General features: G+C 60.3%; 19 protein-coding genes. 16 read left to right on the top strand and 3 right to left on the bottom strand.

Annotated elements, in window-relative coordinates:
* Positions 1-6 precede the first annotated feature (6 nt).
* The 5 genes from ruvA (at position 7) to ABOK31_RS12265 (ending at position 3,807) form a co-directional block, all read left to right on the top strand.
* Complete coding sequence (gene ruvA / locus ABOK31_RS12285) at positions 7-621, top strand: Holliday junction branch migration protein RuvA (protein ID WP_174171954.1); 615 nt, start codon at positions 7-9, stop codon at positions 619-621.
* A 153-nt stretch (positions 622-774) separates the two neighbouring features.
* Positions 775-1,815, top strand: a complete 1,041-nt coding sequence (ruvB, locus tag ABOK31_RS12280) for a Holliday junction branch migration DNA helicase RuvB (protein ID WP_120664914.1) — start codon at positions 775-777, stop codon at positions 1,813-1,815.
* Complete coding sequence (locus ABOK31_RS12275) at positions 1,816-2,718, top strand: metallophosphoesterase (RefSeq protein WP_174171956.1); 903 nt, start codon at positions 1,816-1,818, stop codon at positions 2,716-2,718. It abuts the gene before it with no gap.
* A 6-nt stretch (positions 2,719-2,724) separates the two neighbouring features.
* Positions 2,725-3,234 (top strand): NUDIX hydrolase, encoded by a 510-nt coding sequence (locus tag ABOK31_RS12270; RefSeq protein WP_174171958.1) that lies wholly within the window; start codon positions 2,725-2,727, stop codon positions 3,232-3,234.
* A 9-nt stretch (positions 3,235-3,243) separates the two neighbouring features.
* Positions 3,244-3,807 carry a DinB family protein gene (locus ABOK31_RS12265; protein WP_174171959.1) on the top strand — a complete coding sequence of 188 codons (564 nt, stop codon included), beginning with the start codon at positions 3,244-3,246 and terminating at the stop codon, positions 3,805-3,807.
* On the opposite strand, the gene ABOK31_RS12260 is transcribed toward ABOK31_RS12265, so the two are convergent.
* The 3 genes from ABOK31_RS12260 to ABOK31_RS12250 are packed head-to-tail and all read right to left on the bottom strand — an operon-like array spanning position 3,752 to position 6,785.
* The gene (locus ABOK31_RS12260) at positions 3,752-4,705 is read right to left on the bottom strand and encodes an NAD(P)-dependent oxidoreductase (protein WP_349956221.1); all 954 of its coding nucleotides are present in this window, start codon (positions 4,703-4,705) and stop codon (positions 3,752-3,754) included. The two genes, ABOK31_RS12265 and ABOK31_RS12260, sit on opposite strands and share 56 nt — an antisense overlap.
* Positions 4,702-5,568, bottom strand: a complete 867-nt coding sequence (locus ABOK31_RS12255) for a glycosyltransferase (protein ID WP_349956220.1) — start codon at positions 5,566-5,568, stop codon at positions 4,702-4,704. The genes ABOK31_RS12260 and ABOK31_RS12255 overlap by 4 nt, the downstream gene beginning before the upstream one ends.
* Entirely contained in the window at positions 5,565-6,785 is a 1,221-nt protein-coding gene (locus ABOK31_RS12250) for an NAD-dependent epimerase/dehydratase family protein (RefSeq protein ID WP_349956219.1), read from the bottom strand. Before ABOK31_RS12250 ends, ABOK31_RS12255 begins: the two co-directional genes overlap by 4 nt.
* Before the next feature lie 136 nt (positions 6,786-6,921).
* Between ABOK31_RS12250 and ybgC the strand changes: the two genes are divergently transcribed.
* The 11 genes from ybgC to glmM all read left to right on the top strand — a co-directional run bounded on the left by ybgC (position 6,922) and on the right by glmM (position 18,968).
* Positions 6,922-7,377 carry a tol-pal system-associated acyl-CoA thioesterase gene (ybgC, locus tag ABOK31_RS12245; protein WP_349956218.1) on the top strand — a complete coding sequence of 152 codons (456 nt, stop codon included), beginning with the start codon at positions 6,922-6,924 and terminating at the stop codon, positions 7,375-7,377.
* Positions 7,378-7,793: 416 nt separating this feature from the next.
* Positions 7,794-8,516: a protein TolQ gene (gene tolQ / locus ABOK31_RS12240; protein WP_075851548.1), complete on the top strand. Its 723-nt coding sequence runs from the start codon at positions 7,794-7,796 to the stop codon at positions 8,514-8,516.
* A gap of 27 nt (positions 8,517-8,543) precedes the next feature.
* Positions 8,544-9,002, top strand: a complete 459-nt coding sequence (gene tolR, locus ABOK31_RS12235; RefSeq protein ID WP_174171965.1) for a protein TolR — start codon at positions 8,544-8,546, stop codon at positions 9,000-9,002.
* A gap of 9 nt (positions 9,003-9,011) precedes the next feature.
* On the top strand, positions 9,012-10,235 hold the full coding sequence (locus tag ABOK31_RS12230; RefSeq protein WP_174171966.1) for a hypothetical protein: 1,224 nt from the start codon (positions 9,012-9,014) through the stop codon (positions 10,233-10,235).
* Between the two features lie 8 nt (positions 10,236-10,243).
* Positions 10,244-10,660, top strand: coding sequence for a hypothetical protein (locus ABOK31_RS12225; protein WP_349956217.1), 417 nt, complete (start codon positions 10,244-10,246; stop codon positions 10,658-10,660).
* 20 nt (positions 10,661-10,680) lie between these two features.
* Positions 10,681-11,985: a Tol-Pal system beta propeller repeat protein TolB gene (gene tolB / locus ABOK31_RS12220; protein WP_174171968.1), complete on the top strand. Its 1,305-nt coding sequence runs from the start codon at positions 10,681-10,683 to the stop codon at positions 11,983-11,985.
* Positions 11,986-12,138: 153 nt separating this feature from the next.
* Complete coding sequence (pal, locus tag ABOK31_RS12215; protein ID WP_174171969.1) at positions 12,139-12,672, top strand: peptidoglycan-associated lipoprotein Pal; 534 nt, start codon at positions 12,139-12,141, stop codon at positions 12,670-12,672.
* Between the two features lie 158 nt (positions 12,673-12,830).
* Complete coding sequence (gene ybgF / locus ABOK31_RS12210) at positions 12,831-13,853, top strand: tol-pal system protein YbgF (protein WP_174171970.1); 1,023 nt, start codon at positions 12,831-12,833, stop codon at positions 13,851-13,853.
* A gap of 5 nt (positions 13,854-13,858) precedes the next feature.
* A complete protein-coding gene (tilS, locus tag ABOK31_RS12205; RefSeq protein WP_349956216.1) occupies positions 13,859-15,184 on the top strand; it encodes a tRNA lysidine(34) synthetase TilS in 1,326 nt (441 codons plus the stop codon).
* 116 nt (positions 15,185-15,300) lie between these two features.
* A complete protein-coding gene (gene ftsH, locus ABOK31_RS12200; RefSeq protein ID WP_174171972.1) occupies positions 15,301-17,244 on the top strand; it encodes an ATP-dependent zinc metalloprotease FtsH in 1,944 nt (647 codons plus the stop codon).
* A gap of 371 nt (positions 17,245-17,615) precedes the next feature.
* A complete protein-coding gene (glmM, locus tag ABOK31_RS12195; protein WP_174171974.1) occupies positions 17,616-18,968 on the top strand; it encodes a phosphoglucosamine mutase in 1,353 nt (450 codons plus the stop codon).
* Positions 18,969-19,043 lie beyond the last annotated feature (75 nt).

Here is a 19,043-nt window from a genome sequence, read left to right as displayed (position 1 = left end):
TCATCCATGATCGGCAAGCTGAAAGGCACAATCGAAGAGATCGGCGAAGACTATGTGCTCGTGGATGTGCATGGCGTCTGCTACGTCGCTTATTGCTCGGCGCGGACGCTGTCGAAGCTCGGCTCCGTCGGCGAGGCCTGCATTCTCTTCATCGAGACCTATGTCCGTGAAGATCAGATCCGGCTCTTCGGCTTCATGACGGCGTTGGAACGTGAGTGGTTCAATATCGTTCAGACGGTTCAGGGTGTGGGCGCGAAGGTGGCGCTGGCGCTGCTGTCGACGCTGACGCCGGCCGAGCTTGCCAACGCGATCGCCTTGCAGGATCGCGCCGCCGTTTCGCGGGCGCCGGGTGTCGGCCCGAAGGTGGCCATGCGCATCGTGACGGAACTCAAGAACAAGGCGCCGGCCTTTGCCGGTGATGCGGCCAATATCGGGCTCAAGCAGGAGCTCGGCGAAGGCGTTGCCGCAGCGCCGGTTGCCGATGCCGTTTCGGCGCTTACCAATCTCGGCTATTCCCGCGATCAGGCCGCCAATGCCGTTGCCGCCGCGATGAAGGCGGCCGGTGAGGGCGCCGACAGCGCCAAGCTGATCCGTCTGGGCTTGAAGGAACTCTCGCGGTGAGGCTTTGCACCTTCCGCAATCCTTACTATTGTCGCAAAGTCGAGAGATCGAGCTTCGATGTTCCTTCGTCACAGAGTATTTTTGATGCGGCGGATATGATAGCGCCTTTGGCGTGGGAGCCGCAAAACGCATACCGGGAATGGAACCTCTGACATGAGTGAAGCCGCACGTCTGATATCGCCGGAAAAGCGGGGCGAAGACATCGATGTGACGCTCAGGCCGCAATCGCTGGACGAATTTACCGGCCAGGCGGAGGCGCGCGCCAACCTGAAGATCTTCATCGAGGCGGCCAAGGGACGCGGCGAGGCGCTGGATCATGTGCTGTTTGTCGGCCCGCCCGGCCTCGGCAAGACGACGCTGGCGCAGATCATGGCGAAGGAGCTCGGCGTTAATTTCCGCTCCACGTCTGGTCCCGTCATCGCCAAGGCGGGCGATCTTGCGGCGCTGCTGACCAATCTCGAAGAGCGCGACGTGCTCTTCATCGACGAAATTCACCGCCTCAACCCGGCCGTCGAGGAAATCCTCTATCCGGCGATGGAGGATTTCCAGCTCGATCTCATCATCGGCGAAGGCCCTGCCGCCCGTTCGGTGAAGATCGATCTCGCCAAGTTCACGCTGGTTGCCGCCACGACCCGCCTCGGCCTGCTGACGACGCCGCTGCGCGATCGTTTCGGCATCCCGGTTCGCTTAAGTTTCTATACGGTCGAAGAGCTGGAACTGATCGTCCGTCGCGGCGCGAGGCTGATGGGCCTCGGCATGACCGACGAGGGCGCGCGCGAAATTGCGCGCCGCGCCCGCGGTACGCCACGCATTGCCGGCCGCCTGCTGCGCCGCGTGCGCGATTTCGCCGAAGTCGCGAAGGCGGAAGCCGTGACGCGAGAGGTTGCCGACGAGGCGCTGACGCGCCTTCTCGTCGACAATGTTGGCTTCGACCAGCTCGACAAGCGCTATCTGAATATGATTGCAGTCAATTTCGGTGGCGGGCCTGTCGGCATCGAAACCATTGCCGCCGGCCTTTCCGAGCCGCGGGACGCGATCGAAGACATTATCGAGCCCTATATGATCCAACAGGGCTTCATCCAACGCACACCGCGCGGCCGTGTTTTGACCGCGATTGCCTGGAAACATCTCGGCATGCAGCCGCCCAAGGATCTGGAGGCCGCGCAGTTCGGGTTGTTCCGGGAGGAAGATTGAATGCTCGGCCGTCGTGCCTTTTTGAAGCTTTTCGGCGGCAGCGTTTTCGGTTTGATGGCTCTCGGGGGATATGCCCTCGGATATGAGCCGGTCGTTCGTCTGAATGTCACCCGCTATGCGTTGAACCCGCCGGGATGGGCGCCGGGGCTCAAGCTCAAGATTGTCGCGCTTGCCGACTTCCATGCCTGCGAGCCGTGGATGAACCGCGAGCGTATTGCTTCGATCTGCGCCCGCGCCAACGAGCTTGGCGGCGATATCATCATTCTGCTCGGCGATTATACCTCGGGGACGGATCTGATTACTGCCCGCGTCGATCATCGCATCTGGGCGGCGGAGCTGGCGAAGCTGAAGGCGCCGCTCGGCGTCCACGCCATCATCGGCAATCACGACTGGTGGCATGATTCCGCGGCACAAAGAACCGGCCACGGACCGACCTTCAGCCATCGGGCGTTGTCGGCCGTCGGCATCGAGGTCTATTCCAACCGCGCGGCGCGTCTGGAAAAGGACGGGCAGGGGTTCTGGCTCGCGGGTGTCGAGGATCAACTCGCCTTGCGTCGGAGCATGCGATGGAAGCGTCCCTTCACGAGGGGGCTCGACGATCTCGGCGGCACGCTGGCACAGGTCCGCGACGACGCGCCGGTCATCCTTCTCGCCCATGAGCCCGATATCTTTCCCGCCGTGCCGTCACGGGTGTCGCTCACCCTGTCGGGGCACACCCATGGTGGGCAGGTCAGGATTTTCGGCTGGTCGCCCTATTCGCCCTCGCGCTATGGTGACAGATATGTCTACGGCCATATGGTGGAGGAAGAGCGCCATATCATCGTTTCCGGCGGTCTCGGCTGCTCCATTGCGCCGGTGCGCTTCGGTGTGCCGCCCGAGATCGTCGTGATCGATGTAGGATAGGGGATCATGTCGAAACGCAAGCTCATCAGATTGAATGCGGGTAATTCGCGATTCCAGATGCGTGTTGCAGGCCTTGGATTTCGGAATGGATATGTGCTCGTGCATCGCGCCGTGCATGAGAATTTCTGGACCTTTCCCGGCGGTCGGGCGGAGATCGGCGAGACCTCCGAAGAGACCCTGCGGCGGGAGATGATGGAGGAGATTGGTGTCGATGTTACGATCGGTCGCCTGCTCTGGTCGGTCGAGAATTTCTTCCATTACGAGGAGATGGATTGGCATGAACTCGGCCTCTACTACCTGATGGATATTCCAGCCGACTTTCCTTTCGATCCCGATGGGATCGTGCATCGCGTCCAGGATGGCGACAACGATCTGGAGTTCAAATGGGTGCGGGCGACGCGGGAAGCGCTGGTTGCGCTCGATATCCCGCCCTATTTCATCGCCGAGGAAATCGAGAATCTGCCGGCAACCTCGCGCCATCTCGTCTGGCGGGACGGTGATCTCGATAAGGCGTAGGGGGATTTGATGGCCGCTTTTGATCCGGTTCGCAGCTTTCGCAAGCTTGCCTATAACAACGCGTTGGCGAATGTCAGGCTCTATCAGGCCTGTGCGGCGCTCAAGCCTGGCGAATTCGAGGCACAGCGGGTCAGCTTCTTTCCGTCGATCAAGGCGACCCTCAATCATATCCTGACGGTCGACTGGTTCTATGTCGATGCGCTGGAAGGCGGCACTCTGGGACTGAAGGCCTTCGATGTCGAAGAGCCCTATGACCGGCTGGATGAATTGAGCCGGGAACAGGCGGATGTCGATCGCCGCCTGGTGGCCTTCTGCGAAAACGTGACGCCGGAGACGGCCGTGGGGATCATCGATATCCAACGCAGCGGCCGCGTCCAGCGCGAGAGGGCGGACGATGTGCTGAACCATCTGTTCCAGCATCAGACGCATCACCGTGGTCAGGTGCATGCCATGTTGGCCGGAACAAGCGTCGCGCCGCCGCAGCTGGATGAGTTCGTCGTTTCCGACGATGCGCGCTTCAGGGGCAAGGAATTGGCGGCGCTCGGTTGGGACGAGGCGAAATTGATGCGTTGACGCCGGCCTGTGATGACATCGCCTTTGCCAGCGTTTCAATGGTCCGCTGCAGCAATGCTTTTCCGCGGCCTTGCCATCCCAGGGCCTGGATCTTTGCCGTATCCATGGCGTTGACAGCCCCGTGCGGCGCAGGTGCGGGCAGGGCATGGGGACAGTGTGTCGCCTTTTGAAGATGTCCGAGGATCTCGTGCGTATCCGTCAGAATATCCGAAAGGTTGAAAACCTCGCGGTCGATGCGGCCCGTGTCCGTTTCCAGCAGAAGACGAACTGCCCGGCCGAGGTCGCGGCCGTGAACTTCCGCTCCGGCGCGGGACGGAACCGGCCTGCCGTTCAGATAGTCGTCGAACAGCTCGTCCCATTTATTGGGCCGCAGGTCACCATAGACGCCCGTCGCTCTCAGGCTCACGGTCGCAAAGCCGGGCACTGACAAGGAAAACAGTGCGTGCTCCGCGTCGCGCTTCACCTCGCCATAGAGCGTGGTCGGCGTTGGTTTGGTCGCCTCGGTCAACGCCTCTCCAGCACCCCCATCGCCATAGACGGCGCGGGAGGAGAGAAAGATGCAACGCCGTATGCCGGCCTTTCTCGCAGTCTCGAACAGCTTGACCGTGCCGTCGAGATTGAGGCGGCGAAAACCGTCCGGATCTTCGCCTTCGCCGCCGCGATATTTGCCGGCGACATGGCTGAAGGCCGTGTGCACGAAGAAATAGGCGTCGTCGAAGGCGCTGCTTTGGTTTTCCGCCGGGTCGAGGCTCAGGGGCACGAAGGAGGTAGGCAGCGGGAAGAGGCCTGATGAAGGTGGGTTGCGCCCGCCGATTGCAACCTTGTACCCGGCCGATAACAGCTCCTCGGCGATGTATCGACCGACAAGGCCCGTTCCGCCTGATATGAGGACTTTCATGCCGCGGCTCGCGGATTTGCGAGCGTGGCGATATCGGGCATATTCCGGCCGGCATGGAAGCTATGCCATAGCTCGATCAGCGGCCTCAGCTGCTCGGCCTTGGGATGGTTTTCCTCCCAGGGCTTTTCATACTGATAGTGCAGGATTGAGACACTGTTCCAGTTCCAGAGCTCGGGCATGCTGAACCAGATATATTGCAGCATGTTCATGAATACGGGCAGTCCGTGCCAATCCGGGAAAAAAGCCTCGAGGAAGGTCTGATCGGTGCGGCGCCAGAAGACGTCGGGGCGGTCGAGCCGCTCCAGCATGTGCTGAAAAGTCGCAAGCGACGGCTTGGCGACAAAGACACCGGAATTCAGCCGGTGGAAATCGGAAAGGCTCTCGTAGACGTTCGGTGCCGCTGAAAATTCCGGATAGTCGAACAGCCGGTCGACATTGCGCAGCACCAACGCATCCGCATCGATGAAGACGCAGGTGTCGTATTCGATCAGCTGCCAAAGCCGGAGCTTGCAGAAATTGTCGAGCGGTGTGTGGAAGGAGGGCTTGCGGCCCTTGGCAAAGGGAGCGGCGGCATGAAGGTTGCCGCGCGCATGCCGCTCGTTGAAGGCATCCGACAAGGGAAGGTGCTCGACTTCGACCAGCCGGCAGTCGAGTGCCGTCAATGGGGCAAGGTCGTTTTCGCCGACCCCTTCCGTATGCAGCACGACGATATCGGCCTTGGTGCCGCTAAGAGCGATCGAGCGCGCCAGCGCCAGCGCCCCCATGGCATAATCGGCATTCGTGACGAGCGTCACGAATGCCTGCCTGGCGCGGGGCCGTGTTTGCGCACGCAACCCCTGCAGCATTTCGCTTCCCGGCATCATGACACGGATTTCAACCTCTTGCCCTCGGGATCGTGATTGACCGTCGCGGCGAGATCCTTGGTCCAGGCGGAGACGGCCGGAACGCGCGAGCGATCGACGCGATAGGCATATTTCTTGGCGACATCGACGATTTCACCGAGGAGGCCCGCCTGCAGCGTAATCGGTGCCAGGCCGAGATCGAGGAACTTGTCGTTCTTGACGATCAGTTCGTTCTCCGGGGCTTCCTTGCGCGGGTTGGGCAGGCGGACGACTTCCGCGCCGCTCATCTTGGCGATCATATCGGCAAGATCGCGCACGCGATGCGTTTCCGTCATCTGGTTGAAGATTTCGACGCGGGCGCCGCGCACTGGTGGGTTCTTCAGGGCCAGCTCGATGCAGCGCACGGAATCCTGGATATGGATGAAGGCGCGGGTCTGGCCACCGGTGCCATGCACGGTCAAGGGATAGCCGATCGCCGCCTGGATGAGGAAGCGGTTGAGCACCGTGCCGTAATCGCCGTCGTAGTCGAACCGGTTGATCAATTGTTCGTGTCTTCGTGTCTGCTCCGTATGCGTGCCCCAGACGATGCCCTGATGCAGGTCGGTGATCCTCAACCCGTCATTCTTGGCGTAGAACTGGAAGAGCAGCTGATCGAGGCATTTCGTCATGTGGTAGATCGAGCCGGGATTGGCGGGGTAGAGGATTTCCTGGCTGACGGTACGGCCGTCCGTCGTATCGATGCCAACGGGCAGGTAGCCCTCTGGAATCGCTGCGCCGATCGTCGAATAGCCGTAGACGCCCATGGTGCCGAGATGCACGAGATGCGCATCGAGATTGAGATCTACCAGCGCGTTCAGAAGGTTGTGCGTGGCGTTGACGTTGTTGTTGACCGTGTAGTTCTTGTGACGGTCGCTCTTCATCGAATAGGGGGCGGCGCGCTGCTCGGCGAAATGCACGATGGCATCGGGGCGATGCTCGGCCAGCCACTTCTTCAGGAGCTCATAGTCCTTGGCGAGATCGATGAGGTTGAAATGGATGCGGCGGCCGGTTTCGGCGTGCCAGATGCGGGTGCGTTCCTGAATTGAATCCATCGGTGTCAGCGACTGGACGCCGAGTTCCGTATCGATCCATCGGCGGGAGAGATTATCGAGGATATGGACCTCATGACCAGCGTCGGAGAGATGTAGCGAGGTTGGCCAACCGATGAATCCGTCGCCGCCCATAACCGCTATTTTCATGAGATTTTTCCTTCTGCGCCGATCCGCTAGCCGGCACCATTCCGGATAGTCGGAGTTTATGACAATTGTTCAAAGCTTGCTTGATGGCAGAACTTCGGCCAAAGAGGTGCCGGACATTCAAGGAGATGCGGCAACGATGAACAGCCCCTTTCTGATAGCTGGGGAACTGGAAGCCGGAAGCCACCGGCTGGTGCAGCGAGTCTACTATGAGGATACGGATTTTTCCGGCCTCGTCTATCACGCGCGCTACCTGCATTTCCTCGAGCGCGGGCGCACCGATTACCTGCGTTGTCTCGGCGTGGAGCAGCGCGAACTCTTGAATGCTGATGAAGAAGGGCTGGTTTTCGTCGTTCACCGCATGGAGATAGACTTCAAGGGACCGGCTCGCATGGATGACGTGCTGACGATCCGCACCGTCACCGAAAAGGCTGGTGGTGCCAAGATGGTATTGTCCCAGGAGATCCGGCGCGACGATACATTGCTGATCGCAGCCAAGGTCATCATCGCCGTCATCAATGCCAAGGGGCGCCCGCGTCGGCTGCCGGAAAAGCTCGCCGCGCAGATGCTCGCCGCGTCGGAACGTGCTGGCTGAACTCAAGTTTGGCTTGTTCGCGCTGAAACGATTGCGTCCAAGGTGACGGTGACTGACAACAGGCAGCTTGCAATAACTTGAGTTTTATGTGAAGGAATTCGCCGCGCAAGATTTGTCTGCGTTTGCCGCCGGTTTCGTCCGGTCAGTTCTTCCCTGGAGCTAGAATAACCTTCGCCGCCGTTAAATCCTTCATGTTTCGACGCTAACATTCTTTTAACCATAATAGTGTCTTACTGGTTATGTCGGAGTTTGTGCGGTGCACGCCTTCCTTTGACCAAATTTGACGGCAAGAAGGCAGTTGTAAGCTTGGAAGGCTTGACCAGGGCGTTCAGCGGCGGCTGCCAAACAATTCTTGTGAGATCACTTTTAGCCGCCCGGTCTAGCGCCGGGCGTTTGGATTCGGGGATTTTGGATCAATGGAACAAGTAGCATTGGCAGCGGCCACCACACCAGACATCACCCTCTGGTCGCTCTTCATGCAGGCGGGCCTGGTGGTCAAGCTCGTCATGATCGGCCTGCTGGCAGCGTCCGTATGGACCTGGGCGATCGTCATCGACAAATATCTGAGCTACGCGCGGGCACGCCGGCAGTTCGATCACTTCGAACAAGTCTTCTGGTCCGGCCAGTCGCTCGAAGAACTCTACCGCACGCTTTCGGAGCGCAACAACACAGGCTTGAGCGCCATCTTCGTCGCGGCCATGCGCGAATGGAAGAAATCCTTCGAGCGCGGCGCCCGTTCGCCGATCGGCCTGCAGATGCGTATCGACCGCGCCATGGACGTGACGCTGGCGCGCGAATCGGAGCATCTGATCGCCCGTCTCGGATCGCTTGCCACCATCGGTTCCGCCGGCCCGTTCATCGGTCTCTTCGGTACCGTCGTCGGTATCATGACCTCGTTCCAGGCGATCGCCGGTTCGAAGTCGACCAACCTTGCAGTCGTTGCGCCGGGTATCGCCGAAGCGCTGCTCGCAACTGCCATCGGTCTGGTTGCCGCTATTCCCGCGGTTATCGCCTACAACAAGTTCTCGGCCGATGCCGGCAAGCTCTCGGGTCGCATGGAAGGTTTCGCGGATGAATTCTCCGCCATCCTTTCGCGCCAGATCGATGAGAAGCTGCAGCCGCGTCAGGCAGCGCAGTAAGTCGCGGACAGAACCGGAGTAATTCATATGGCAATGTCTGTTGGAGGCAAGGGTGGCGGCGGTGGCCGCCGGGGCGGTCGTCGCGGCGGAGGCCGGGGTGGCCCGATCGCCGATATTAACGTGACGCCGCTGGTTGACGTCATGCTCGTGCTGCTTATCATCTTCATGGTGGCGGCGCCGATGATGACGTCGGGCGTGCCGATCGACCTGCCGCAAACGCAGGCCGGCGCACTGAACGCCCAGACCCAGCCGATCACAATCTCGATCAAGGCCGATGGCCAGGTGTTCATGCAGGAAACGCAGATCGACGTCGCCGAAATCGCCGCGAAGCTGCAGGCGATCGCGACCACGGGCTACAACGAACGCATTTTCGTGCGTGGCGACGGCAAGGCGCCTTACGGCGTGATTGCCGACGTCATGTCGCGTATCCAGGAAGCCGGTTACAAGAATATCGGCCTGGTTACGCAGCAGATAACGGACCACTGACGAACCGACATGAAGCGCAGTCTCGCCACTTCTGCTGTCATTCACATCCTGGTGCTGATCGGCGCCATGGTGACGCTGAGTGCGCCGGCGCCGCTTGAGACGCCGGAAAGCACGGCGATGGATGTCGATATCGTGACGGCGGATCAGCTGCAGCAGGGCGAGAAGAAGGCGCCGGTCACAGATCACGCCGCGCGCAAGCCGACGACCAAGCAGGACCAGGTCGCCAACGCCCAGAATACCGGCGAGAACAAGGTGGATATCAAGAACCCGGTCGTGCCGACGCAACGGCCGGAGAGCGAGACTGCGGCCCTGGCGCCGAAGAAGGTGGATGCGCCCGTTCCGCAGGACGATCCGAGGCCGAACGACGTCAAGACGATCGAGCAGAAGGAAACGGAAGCCGCCCCCAAGGAAGTGGCCGCCATTCCGCAGCAAAAACCTGACGTGACGCCGACCCCGAAGCCGGATCCCACGCCGCCGACCCCGAAGGCCGATGCAACGCCGACCCCGCCGACGCCGCAGCCGACGGAACAAGCCGAAATTCAGCTGCCAAACAACGTCCCTGTCCCGGATGTGAAGCCGCAGCCGACGCCGCCGAAGGCTGCCGAGCAGAAGCCGGAGGTCAAGCCGACGCCGAAGCCGGATGTGAAGGTTGCCGACGCAAAGCCGACGGACAAGACGACGACGCAAAGCACGAGCAAGACCACATCGGCTGACGACGGCAAGAAGGACGCTGACAAGAAGCGTCAGACCCCTAAGGCCTCCAGCAAGGGCCTTGACGATGGTCTTGCCGATCAGATCAATGATCTTCTCAACAACACCTCGTCGAAGGGCGGTGCGAAGCGCTCATCGCAGCAGGCTTCCGCAGGCGCCGATACCCAGGTCGCTTCGCTTGGCGGCAAGAAGTCGCTTGGCGCCGGCAAGCTCAGCCAGAGCCAACAGGACGGTCTGCGTGATCTGATCCAGAAATACTGGAACCTCCCGCCTGGTCTTGAAGGCGCCGGCGACGTGCGAATCAAGGTGCACTTCAAGCTCGATAAATCCGGGCAGATCGTCGGTCAGCCGGAAGCGACGACGAACGGTGGACCGGCTTCGACCCAAGGTGCCATGCAATCCGCCGCTGTACGCGCGGTCCTTCGCGCTCAATCAGAGTTCATGACGATTCTTCCGGCGGACAAATATGAGGACTGGCAGGAAGTCGTCGTCAATTTCAGTGCAGCGGATCTGGGAATGTGATGCGGGGAGTGCGGCTTTTGACAAATCACTGTCCCCGTCTCGGCATGAGCTTGATTGTGGCCTTGGGGATGATGTTGGTTGGTTCCGTGTCGGTGCAGGCTGCAAGCGCTAAGCAGCAGCCTGGAAACTCGACGGGGGACCACATCCGCGAGGACGTCACGAAGAATTGGAATATCCCTGCTGATATGGAGGGATCGAAACATGTCCACGTCCAGCTGCATCTCAAGCTAAGCCGAAGCGGAGAAATCGTGGGCGAGCCGAAGGTTACCGTGACCGGCGGCCCCAAGGCAACGCGACAAGCCATGGCGGCAAGCGCGATGCGAGCTGTGCTTCGGGCTGCCCCGTTCAAGAACTTGCCAATAGATCAATATGATGACTGGAAAGAAGTCGTAGTCAACTTCAATGCCAGCGATCCGGCGAATTAATGCTGAAAGGCTTGATACATATGATCAGAAAATCCTTCGTCCGCCTCCTGGTGGTGCTAGCAGGCCTGATGGCTGTGGCATCCACTCCGGCCTATGCCGTGGTCGAGCTCAACATCAACAAGGGCAATGTCCAGCCCATGCCGATCGCGATCACCGACCTTCTGTCGAATGATACGCTCGGTCCGCAGATTTCGAGCGTGATCTCCGCCGACCTGCAGCGTTCCGGACTGTTCGCTCCGATCAACAAACAGGCCTTCATCGAGAAGATCACCAATCCGGACTCGACCCCGCGCTTCCCGGACTGGACGTCGATCAACGCGCAGGCGCTGGTAACCGGCCGCGTGACGCAGGAAGGCGGCCGCCTTCGCGCTGAGTTCCGCCTCTGGGATACGTTCGGCAACAGCCAGATGATCGGCCAGCAATTCTATGCCCAGCCGGATAACTGGCGTCGTGTCGCGCACATCATTGCCGACGCGATCTACGAGAAGATCACCGGCGAAAAGGGTTATTTCGATACCCGTGTCGTCTTCGTTGCCGAAAGCGGCCCGAAGACGGCCCGCAAGACGCAGCTCGGCATCATGGACCAGGACGGCGCCAACGTGCGCATGCTGACCGACGGCAGCGATCTCGTGCTGACGCCGCGCTTCTCGCCGAACCGGCAGGAAGTGACCTACATGTCTTTCGCCAACCAGCAGCCGCGCGTCTATCTGCTGCAGCTGCAGACCGGCCAGCGCGAGCTGGTCGGCAATTTCCCCGGCATGACCTTCTCGCCGCGCTTCTCGCCGGACGGGCAGCGCGTGATCATGAGCCTTCAGCAGGAAGGCAACGCCAACATCTACACGATGGACCTGCGCTCGCGCACCACGACGCGCCTGACCTCGACGGCCGCGATCGACACCTCGCCGTCCTATTCGCCCGATGGCACGCAGGTTGCTTTCGAAAGCGACCGCGGCGGTCAGCCGCAGATCTATGTCATGAATGCCGACGGCTCGAACCAGCGTCGCATCTCGTTCGGCAACGGCTCCTATTCCACGCCGGTCTGGTCGCCGCGCGGCGATCTGATCGCCTTCACCAAGCGTGCCGGCGGCAATTTCTCCATCGGTGTCATGAAGCCGGACGGTTCCGGCGAGCGGATCCTGACCTCCGGCTCTTATAGCGAGGGACCGACCTGGGCGCCGAACGGCCGTGTCATCATGTTCTTCCGCGCCCCGTCCGGTGCGAGCGGACCGCAAATTTATTCGATCGACCTGACCGGCTATAACGAGCAGAAGATCCCGACGCCGGGCTTCGCTTCGGACCCCGCATGGTCGCCGCTCCTCGAGTAATGTGGGGCTCGCCACTTTATCGCCGCAAAGTCCTGTGACTGGACCGGTTGGCGACAATTTTAGGACATCATTAACCATACTTGTTGGAATCGGATTAACCGAACCCGGTTACAGTCTGGCAACCCTGATAGAGACTTATAGGAGAGACCGGCCATGAGCCGTACCGCAATCCAGGCCGTTGGCCACATGCAGAACCTCGCACGCAACCCGATCATGATCGCGCTTTTCGTCGGCCTTTCTCTGGCTGGCTGCGCTTCCAAGAAGGGTCTGCCGAACGATGCCAACGGTCTTGGCCTGAACGGTGCCGGCAATGCTACTCCGGGCTCGCCGCAGGACTTCACGGTCAATGTCGGCGACCGCGTTTTCTTCGTTGTTGACAGTTCCTCCATCAGCTCCGAGGCAGCGCAGACGCTCGATCGTCAGGCTCAGTGGCTTGCTCGCTATCCGAACTATTCCATCACGGTCGAAGGTCATGCCGACGAGACCGGCACTCGCGAATATAACCTCGCTCTCGGCGCGCGCCGCGCAGCAGCAGCGAAAAGCTACCTCGCTTCGCGCGGCGTTCCGGCGAACCGCATGAAGACGATTTCCTACGGCAAGGAACGCCCGGTCGCTACCTGCGACAACGAGTCCTGCTGGTCGCAGAACCGCCGCGCTGTCACCGTGCTCAACGGCGCCGGCTCCTGATAGTCGAAAGACCAATCGAAATACAAAAGGCGGCCTTCTGGCCGCCTTTACTTTTTTGACCACACTTTGGCCGAACTCCGTTGCTTTTTGAGAGCAATTGTAAAAATCTCCTGTTCGAGCCCTCAGGCCCGAAGAATCAGTAGGACAGGAAGATCCATATGAGAAAACTTGTCGTGGCGAGCATGCTTTGTCTCGCTGCCGTTGTGGGTAGCGAGCGCGATGCTTCTGCCTTGTCGTTGTTTGGAATCCATCTCGGAGGCCGCGAGGCTTCCGCGCAATCGACTTCCGGCAATCCTCAAAGACAAGCACAATACGGCCAGGCGCCGGTCATCAACGTTCAAAACAGCGATGCCGAAGTCCGCCTGCAGCAGCTCGAAGACCAGATGCGCCAGCTGAACGGCCGCGTCGAGGAAATGAGCTATCAGCTGCTTCAGATGCAGGAGACGATCCGCAAGGCGCAGGAAGACAACGAATTCCGCTTCCAGCAGCTTGAAAAGCGCGGCGGCGGTGCCGCCGCGCCGGCTGCCGGGGGCACGATGAAGAAGAGCGAGGCCGATGTGCCCGCGCAGAGCGGCGGTGGTCAGCAGGATGATGTTGCCGGCGTCATCAGTAATTCGCAGAATGGCAGCGCCGCTGCGCCGCGCAACAACAGCGCAGGCAAGCCACCGAGCGAACTCGGCTCGATTCAGTTCGATCAGGGCGGCGACCAGATTGGCTCCTCCATGACGGGGGCCAACAATGGTTCGGGTGCGCCGCCGAGCGCGGGCTCTAGCTCCGGCTCGCAGACGGCTTCGCTCGGCAGCGAGAACGACCAATACAAGGCTGCCTATGGGCACGTCCTGTCCGGCGACTATGGTGTCGCCGAACAGGAGTTCCGCCAGTATCTCGACAGCTATCCGAGCAGCTCGCGGGCTGCGGATGCGAATTTCTGGCTCGGCGAAGCGCTCTATTCGCAGGGTAAGTACAACGAGGCCGCCAAGACCTTCCTGAATGCGCATCAGAAATATAGCACGTCAGAAAAGGCGCCCGAAATGCTCCTGAAGCTCGGGATGTCGCTTGCGGCACTCGACAATAAGGATACGGCCTGCGCCACGCTTCGCGAGGTGGGCAAGCGTTATCCGAAGGCCTCCAAGGCTGTGACTGGCAAGGTTGCCAGCGAAGAGAAGCGGCTTGCCTGCTGATTGCCATGTCCGTTGATGCTGTGACCGGCGGCGCCACAGCCATTACGCCTGAAGCCGCAACAAGCGAATTTCTGCACTCTCTAGCGAAGCCTGCTCATATTCTCGTCGCCGTTTCGGGCGGCAGTGATTCTACCGGGCTTCTGATTGCCCTTGCCGAGCGGCTGAAATCTCATCCTCACGAAGGTCTTACCCTTACCGCAGCAACCATCGATCATGGATTGCGCGCTGCAGCAGCGGACGAAGCGCGGCAAGTCGCCGCATTCTGCGCCTCGCGCGGGATTTCCCATTTTGTCCGCCGCTGGGAGGGGGAGAAGCCCAAGACCGGCATCATGGCCGCGGCGCGCGAGGCGCGCTACGCGCTGCTTGCGGACCTGGCCTCCGACATTTCGGCCGATGTGATCGTAACAGCCCATACGCTTGGCGATCAGCGTGAGACGATGGTCATGCGCAGCGCACGCCGCGGGCAGGGCGGTTATGGCACAGGCATTGCCGATGCGGTTTTGTTCGATCGGCGCATCTGGATTATCAGGCCGTTTCTCGCTTGCCGGCGGGAGGATATCAGGGCCTTTCTCAAGGGGTACGGCGTTTCCTGGTTCGACGACCCGAGCAACGAAGACATGAAATACGAGCGGGTACGCACCCGCATGGACCTTACGGGGGAGGCGGCGACCGAACCGCTGGCAGATGGTGGCGCCGATCGGGCCGCGCTTTCCAGGCGAGCGGCCGCATGGTTGGACGAGCATGTCGCAATCCACGCGCATGCGCTCTGCGTCATCGATCGATCCGCTCTCTCGGCGGATGAGGCGGTCGTTTCCTATGCCCTGTCTTATTTAGCCGCAGTCTTCGGGGGCAGACCCTATGCACCGGGCCGCGCGCAGATGGAACGCGTTCTCGAATTTGTGAACGGGGCTAATCCGGGCCGGCGCACGGCCGGAGGGGTGGTCTTCGACCTGCGCCGCGACGCGCTCTACCTTATGCGGGAAAACCGCAACATCGCTCCAATTTCCGTCTTTCCTGGCGAGAGAGGCAATTGGGATGGCCGCTTTGAAATAGAGAATTCCGGATCGACGGCGGTCTGCATCGGCGCCTATGGAGCGGAAAATGCGACGGTTTTTCCGAAGGTTCTGCCAAAAGGTGTAGTGCAGCGTGCTCGGGCAGCGATGCCACTGATTGTGGCGCAGGATGGCGCAGAGACGGCAAAGGTTGGGCTTCTGCCCCATCTTGCGCCCTTCGACCGCTTTTTGACACGATTCGATCTCACATTCGCCGATCACCTATCAGTCGCTTTTGGACGTGAAGCCTATAGGCGGCTGCCGCTTTCGGCCCTATAGACGGAAAAAACATGCGGCGATGCGGTTTGCCTTGGCAAGGGCTTGGCGCAACCCTATGTTAGGGATCAAGTAATGCCGTCGCTTAAGCGGCGGAAGTTTCAGTGCTGGGGAGTTCGATGAACCCTAATTTTCGTAATTTCGCTCTGTGGGCAATCATAGCTCTGCTGTTGATTGCCCTGTTCAGCATGTTTCAGAACGCGCCGGCACAAACAGGCTCCAGGGAAATACCGTATTCGCAGTTCCTTCGGGAAGTTGATTCCGGCCGTGTTCGTGACGTGACCGTCACGGGCAACCGCGTTGTCGGCAGCTATGTCGAAAACGGCACGCCCTTCCAGACCTACGCTCCGGTCATCGATGACAGCCTGCTTGAACGCCTGCAGACCAAGAACGTCAACATCGTCGCCCGTCCGGAATCGGATGGCTCTTCGAGCTTCCTGAGCTATCTCGGCACGCTGCTGCCGATGCTCCTGATCCTCGGTGTCTGGCTGTTCTTCATGCGTCAGATGCAGGGCGGCTCGCGCGGCGCCATGGGCTTCGGCAAGTCGAAGGCAAAGCTTTTGACGGAGGCGCATGGCCGCGTCACTTTCGATGATGTCGCCGGTGTCGACGAAGCCAAGCAGGACTTGGAAGAGATCGTAGAGTTCCTGCGCGATCCGCAGAAGTTCCAGCGTCTCGGCGGTCGTATCCCGCGCGGCGTCCTGCTTGTCGGACCTCCCGGTACCGGTAAGACGCTGCTCGCCCGCGCTATCGCCGGCGAAGCCAATGTGCCGTTCTTCACCATTTCCGGTTCCGATTTCGTCGAAATGTTCGTCGGTGTCGGTGCAAGCCGCGTCCGTGACATGTTCGAGCAAGCCAAGAAGAATGCGCCCTGCATCATCTTCATCGATGAAATCGACGCCGTCGGCCGCCATCGTGGCGCCGGTCTCGGCGGTGGTAACGACGAGCGCGAGCAGACCCTCAACCAGCTGCTCGTTGAAATGGACGGCTTCGAGGCCAATGAAGGCATCATCCTGATCGCCGCGACCAACCGTCCCGACGTCCTTGATCCCGCGCTGCTGCGTCCGGGTCGTTTCGACCGTCAGGTCGTGGTTCCGAACCCGGATATCGTCGGCCGCGAGCGCATCCTCAAGGTTCATGCCCGCAATGTGCCGCTGGCTCCGAACGTCGACCTCAAGACGCTTGCGCGCGGCACGCCCGGCTTCTCCGGTGCCGACCTCATGAACCTCGTCAACGAAGCTGCCCTCATGGCCGCCCGCCGCAACAAGCGCCTGGTGACGATGCAGGAATTCGAAGACGCCAAGGACAAGATCATGATGGGCGCCGAGCGCCGTTCTTCGGCCATGACCGAAGCGGAAAAGAAGCTCACCGCCTATCACGAGGCTGGCCACGCGATAACGGCACTCAAGGTTGCTGTCGCCGATCCGCTGCACAAGGCGACGATCATTCCACGCGGCCGTGCGCTCGGCATGGTCATGCAGTTGCCGGAAGGTGACCGTTACTCCATGAGCTATACGTGGATGGTGTCGCGCCTCTGCATCATGATGGGCGGCCGCGTTGCGGAAGAACTGACTTTTGGCAAGGAAAACATCACCTCGGGCGCATCTTCGGATATCGAGCAGGCCACCAAGCTTGCCCGCGCCATGGTCACGCAATGGGGCTTCTCCGACCAGCTTGGTCAGGTAGCCTATGGCGAGAACCAACAGGAAGTGTTCCTTGGCCACTCGGTTTCTCAGTCGAAGAACGTGTCCGAAGCGACGGCCCAGACGATCGACAATGAAGTCCGCCGTCTGATCGACCAGGCTTACAAGCAGGCGAAGGATATCCTTACGGAACATCACGATGGCTTCGTGGCGATCGCCGAAGGCTTGCTCGAATACGAGACGCTGACAGGCGACGAGATCAAGGCCCTCCTTCGTGGCGAGAAGCCTGCACGCGATCTTGGCGACGATACGCCTCCGAGCCGTGGCTCCGCCGTGCCGAAGACCGGCACGAAGCGGGACGATTCGCTCGGTGCCAAGGGCGATGAACCTGAAGGCGGTTTCGAACCGCAGCCGCGCTAAGCGCGAGGCGTTCAAACCTCGGTTAGAGGCCAGCCACCTGTCTCAGGTGGCTGGCCTTTTGTTTAAGGGACGACAGAAGGAGGTAACGCTTCTGATGCTGATCGGCGCCTATGGCAACCGCCGGGTCGGGCAAAGTAATGCGGACGCAGTAGGCTGTGAATTGGACTATTGTCGGTCTCGACCTGGTGCAGTTTTTTAGTGCTTATTAATGGTAACGCGTTGTAATAGGCGTTCTCGGTAATTTAAGTGCCGAGTTTTACAATCTGTGGCATGAGCCACAAGCATCGATGTTTGCAGTGTCGCTTGCTTTGGGGCGGCGATATCGATGCCGCTGCAGTCCTGATGAGGATGCGGCAACGACAGGAGTGCATATGAAACGTCGTTATTTCGGAACTGACGGAATCCGCGGTCAATCCAATATCTATCCGATGACGCCGGATCTTGCCATGCGCGTGGGTATCGCTGCCGGCACGATCTTCCATCGAGGCAGTCATCGTCACCGCGTCGTTATCGGCAAGGACACGCGCCTGTCCGGCTATATGCTGGAAAATGCCATGGTGGCGGGTTTTACCGCGGCCGGCGTCGATGCTTTCGTTCTCGGCCCGATCCCGACACCGGCGGTGGCCATGCTCACGCGCTCGCTGCGCGCCGATATCGGCGTCATGATTTCGGCCTCGCACAATCCCTATCAGGACAATGGTATCAAGCTTTTCGGCCCGGATGGTTACAAGCTCTCCGACGATCTGGAAATGAAGATCGAGGACATGCTCGACAAGGACATGTCGGAACATCTTGCCAGGTCGGAAGATATCGGCCGTGCCAAGCGTATCGATGGTGTGCATGACCGCTACATCGAACATGCCAAACGCACACTGCCGCGCGACGTGACGCTGCAGGGGCTGCGGATCGCCATCGACTGCGCCAATGGTGCCGCCTACAAGGTCGCTCCGGCCGCCCTTTGGGAGCTTGGCGCCGATGTCGTGACCATCGGCAATGAGCCGAACGGCACGAATATCAATCTGAATTGCGGCTCCACCAGTCCCGTCGCCCTGCAGAAGAAGGTGGACGAAGTGCGGGCTGATATCGGCATTGCACTGGATGGCGATGCCGACCGTGTCATCATCGTCGATGAAACCGGCACGATCATCGACGGCGATCAGCTGATGGCTGTCATTGCCGAAAGCTGGGCCGAGAGCCAGACGCTGCGCGGCAATGGTATTGTTGCAACCGTCATGTCCAATCTTGGCCTGGAACGCTTCCTCGACGATCGTGGCATGTCGCTTGCGCGCACGGCCGTCGGTGACCGCTATGTCGTCGAGCATATGCGCCAGCATAATTACAATGTCGGCGGTGAGCAGTCCGGCCATATCGTGCTGTCCGACTATGGCACGACGGGGGACGGCCTCGTGGCGGCTCTGCAGATCCTTGCCGCGGTGAAGCGCACGGGAAAGCCGGTCAGCGAAGTCTGTCGTCGTTTCGAACCGGTACCTCAGTTGCTGCGCAATGTCCGCATTTCCGGCGGCAAGCCGCTGGAGGATATTCAGGTGCGCCAGGCAATTGCCGATGCGGAAAGCGAGCTTTCCCGTAACGGTCGCCTGGTCATCCGTCCGTCCGGCACGGAGCCCTTAATCCGCGTCATGGCGGAAGGCGATGATCGCGGTCAGATCGAGCGTATCGTCGGCGGATTGATCGACGTGATTTCGAGCGTGCGTTCGGCTGCCTGAGCGAACGCAAGAAGTAATTCCGGAATAATACTATGGCCGCCTCATCGAGGCGGCCATAGTATTTTCAGTTTAGGA

Source organism: Rhizobium sp. ZPR4 (assembly GCF_040215725.1).
Taxonomy (GTDB): domain Bacteria; phylum Pseudomonadota; class Alphaproteobacteria; order Rhizobiales; family Rhizobiaceae; genus Rhizobium; species Rhizobium rhizogenes_D.
This window is presented reverse-complemented; position numbering and strand designations above follow the sequence as displayed.

Coding starts and splice junctions, on each gene's coding strand:
- ABOK31_RS12255 (WP_349956220.1), bottom strand. CDS start 5,568: ATGATGCCGGGAAGCGAAATGCTGCAGGGGTTGCGTGCGCAAACACGG.
- ABOK31_RS12230 (WP_174171966.1), top strand. CDS start 9,012: ATGAAGCGCAGTCTCGCCACTTCTGCTGTCATTCACATCCTGGTGCTG.
- ABOK31_RS12275 (WP_174171956.1), top strand. CDS start 1,816: ATGCTCGGCCGTCGTGCCTTTTTGAAGCTTTTCGGCGGCAGCGTTTTC.
- ABOK31_RS12265 (WP_174171959.1), top strand. CDS start 3,244: ATGGCCGCTTTTGATCCGGTTCGCAGCTTTCGCAAGCTTGCCTATAAC.
- ruvB (WP_120664914.1), top strand. CDS start 775: ATGAGTGAAGCCGCACGTCTGATATCGCCGGAAAAGCGGGGCGAAGAC.
- glmM (WP_174171974.1), top strand. CDS start 17,616: ATGAAACGTCGTTATTTCGGAACTGACGGAATCCGCGGTCAATCCAAT.
- ybgC (WP_349956218.1), top strand. CDS start 6,922: ATGAACAGCCCCTTTCTGATAGCTGGGGAACTGGAAGCCGGAAGCCAC.
- ruvA (WP_174171954.1), top strand. CDS start 7: ATGATCGGCAAGCTGAAAGGCACAATCGAAGAGATCGGCGAAGACTAT.
- tolR (WP_174171965.1), top strand. CDS start 8,544: ATGGCAATGTCTGTTGGAGGCAAGGGTGGCGGCGGTGGCCGCCGGGGC.
- ftsH (WP_174171972.1), top strand. CDS start 15,301: ATGAACCCTAATTTTCGTAATTTCGCTCTGTGGGCAATCATAGCTCTG.
- ABOK31_RS12270 (WP_174171958.1), top strand. CDS start 2,725: ATGTCGAAACGCAAGCTCATCAGATTGAATGCGGGTAATTCGCGATTC.
- tolB (WP_174171968.1), top strand. CDS start 10,681: ATGATCAGAAAATCCTTCGTCCGCCTCCTGGTGGTGCTAGCAGGCCTG.
- ABOK31_RS12260 (WP_349956221.1), bottom strand. CDS start 4,705: ATGAAAGTCCTCATATCAGGCGGAACGGGCCTTGTCGGTCGATACATC.
- pal (WP_174171969.1), top strand. CDS start 12,139: ATGAGCCGTACCGCAATCCAGGCCGTTGGCCACATGCAGAACCTCGCA.
- tilS (WP_349956216.1), top strand. CDS start 13,859: ATGTCCGTTGATGCTGTGACCGGCGGCGCCACAGCCATTACGCCTGAA.
- tolQ (WP_075851548.1), top strand. CDS start 7,794: ATGGAACAAGTAGCATTGGCAGCGGCCACCACACCAGACATCACCCTC.
- ABOK31_RS12250 (WP_349956219.1), bottom strand. CDS start 6,785: ATGAAAATAGCGGTTATGGGCGGCGACGGATTCATCGGTTGGCCAACC.
- ybgF (WP_174171970.1), top strand. CDS start 12,831: ATGAGAAAACTTGTCGTGGCGAGCATGCTTTGTCTCGCTGCCGTTGTG.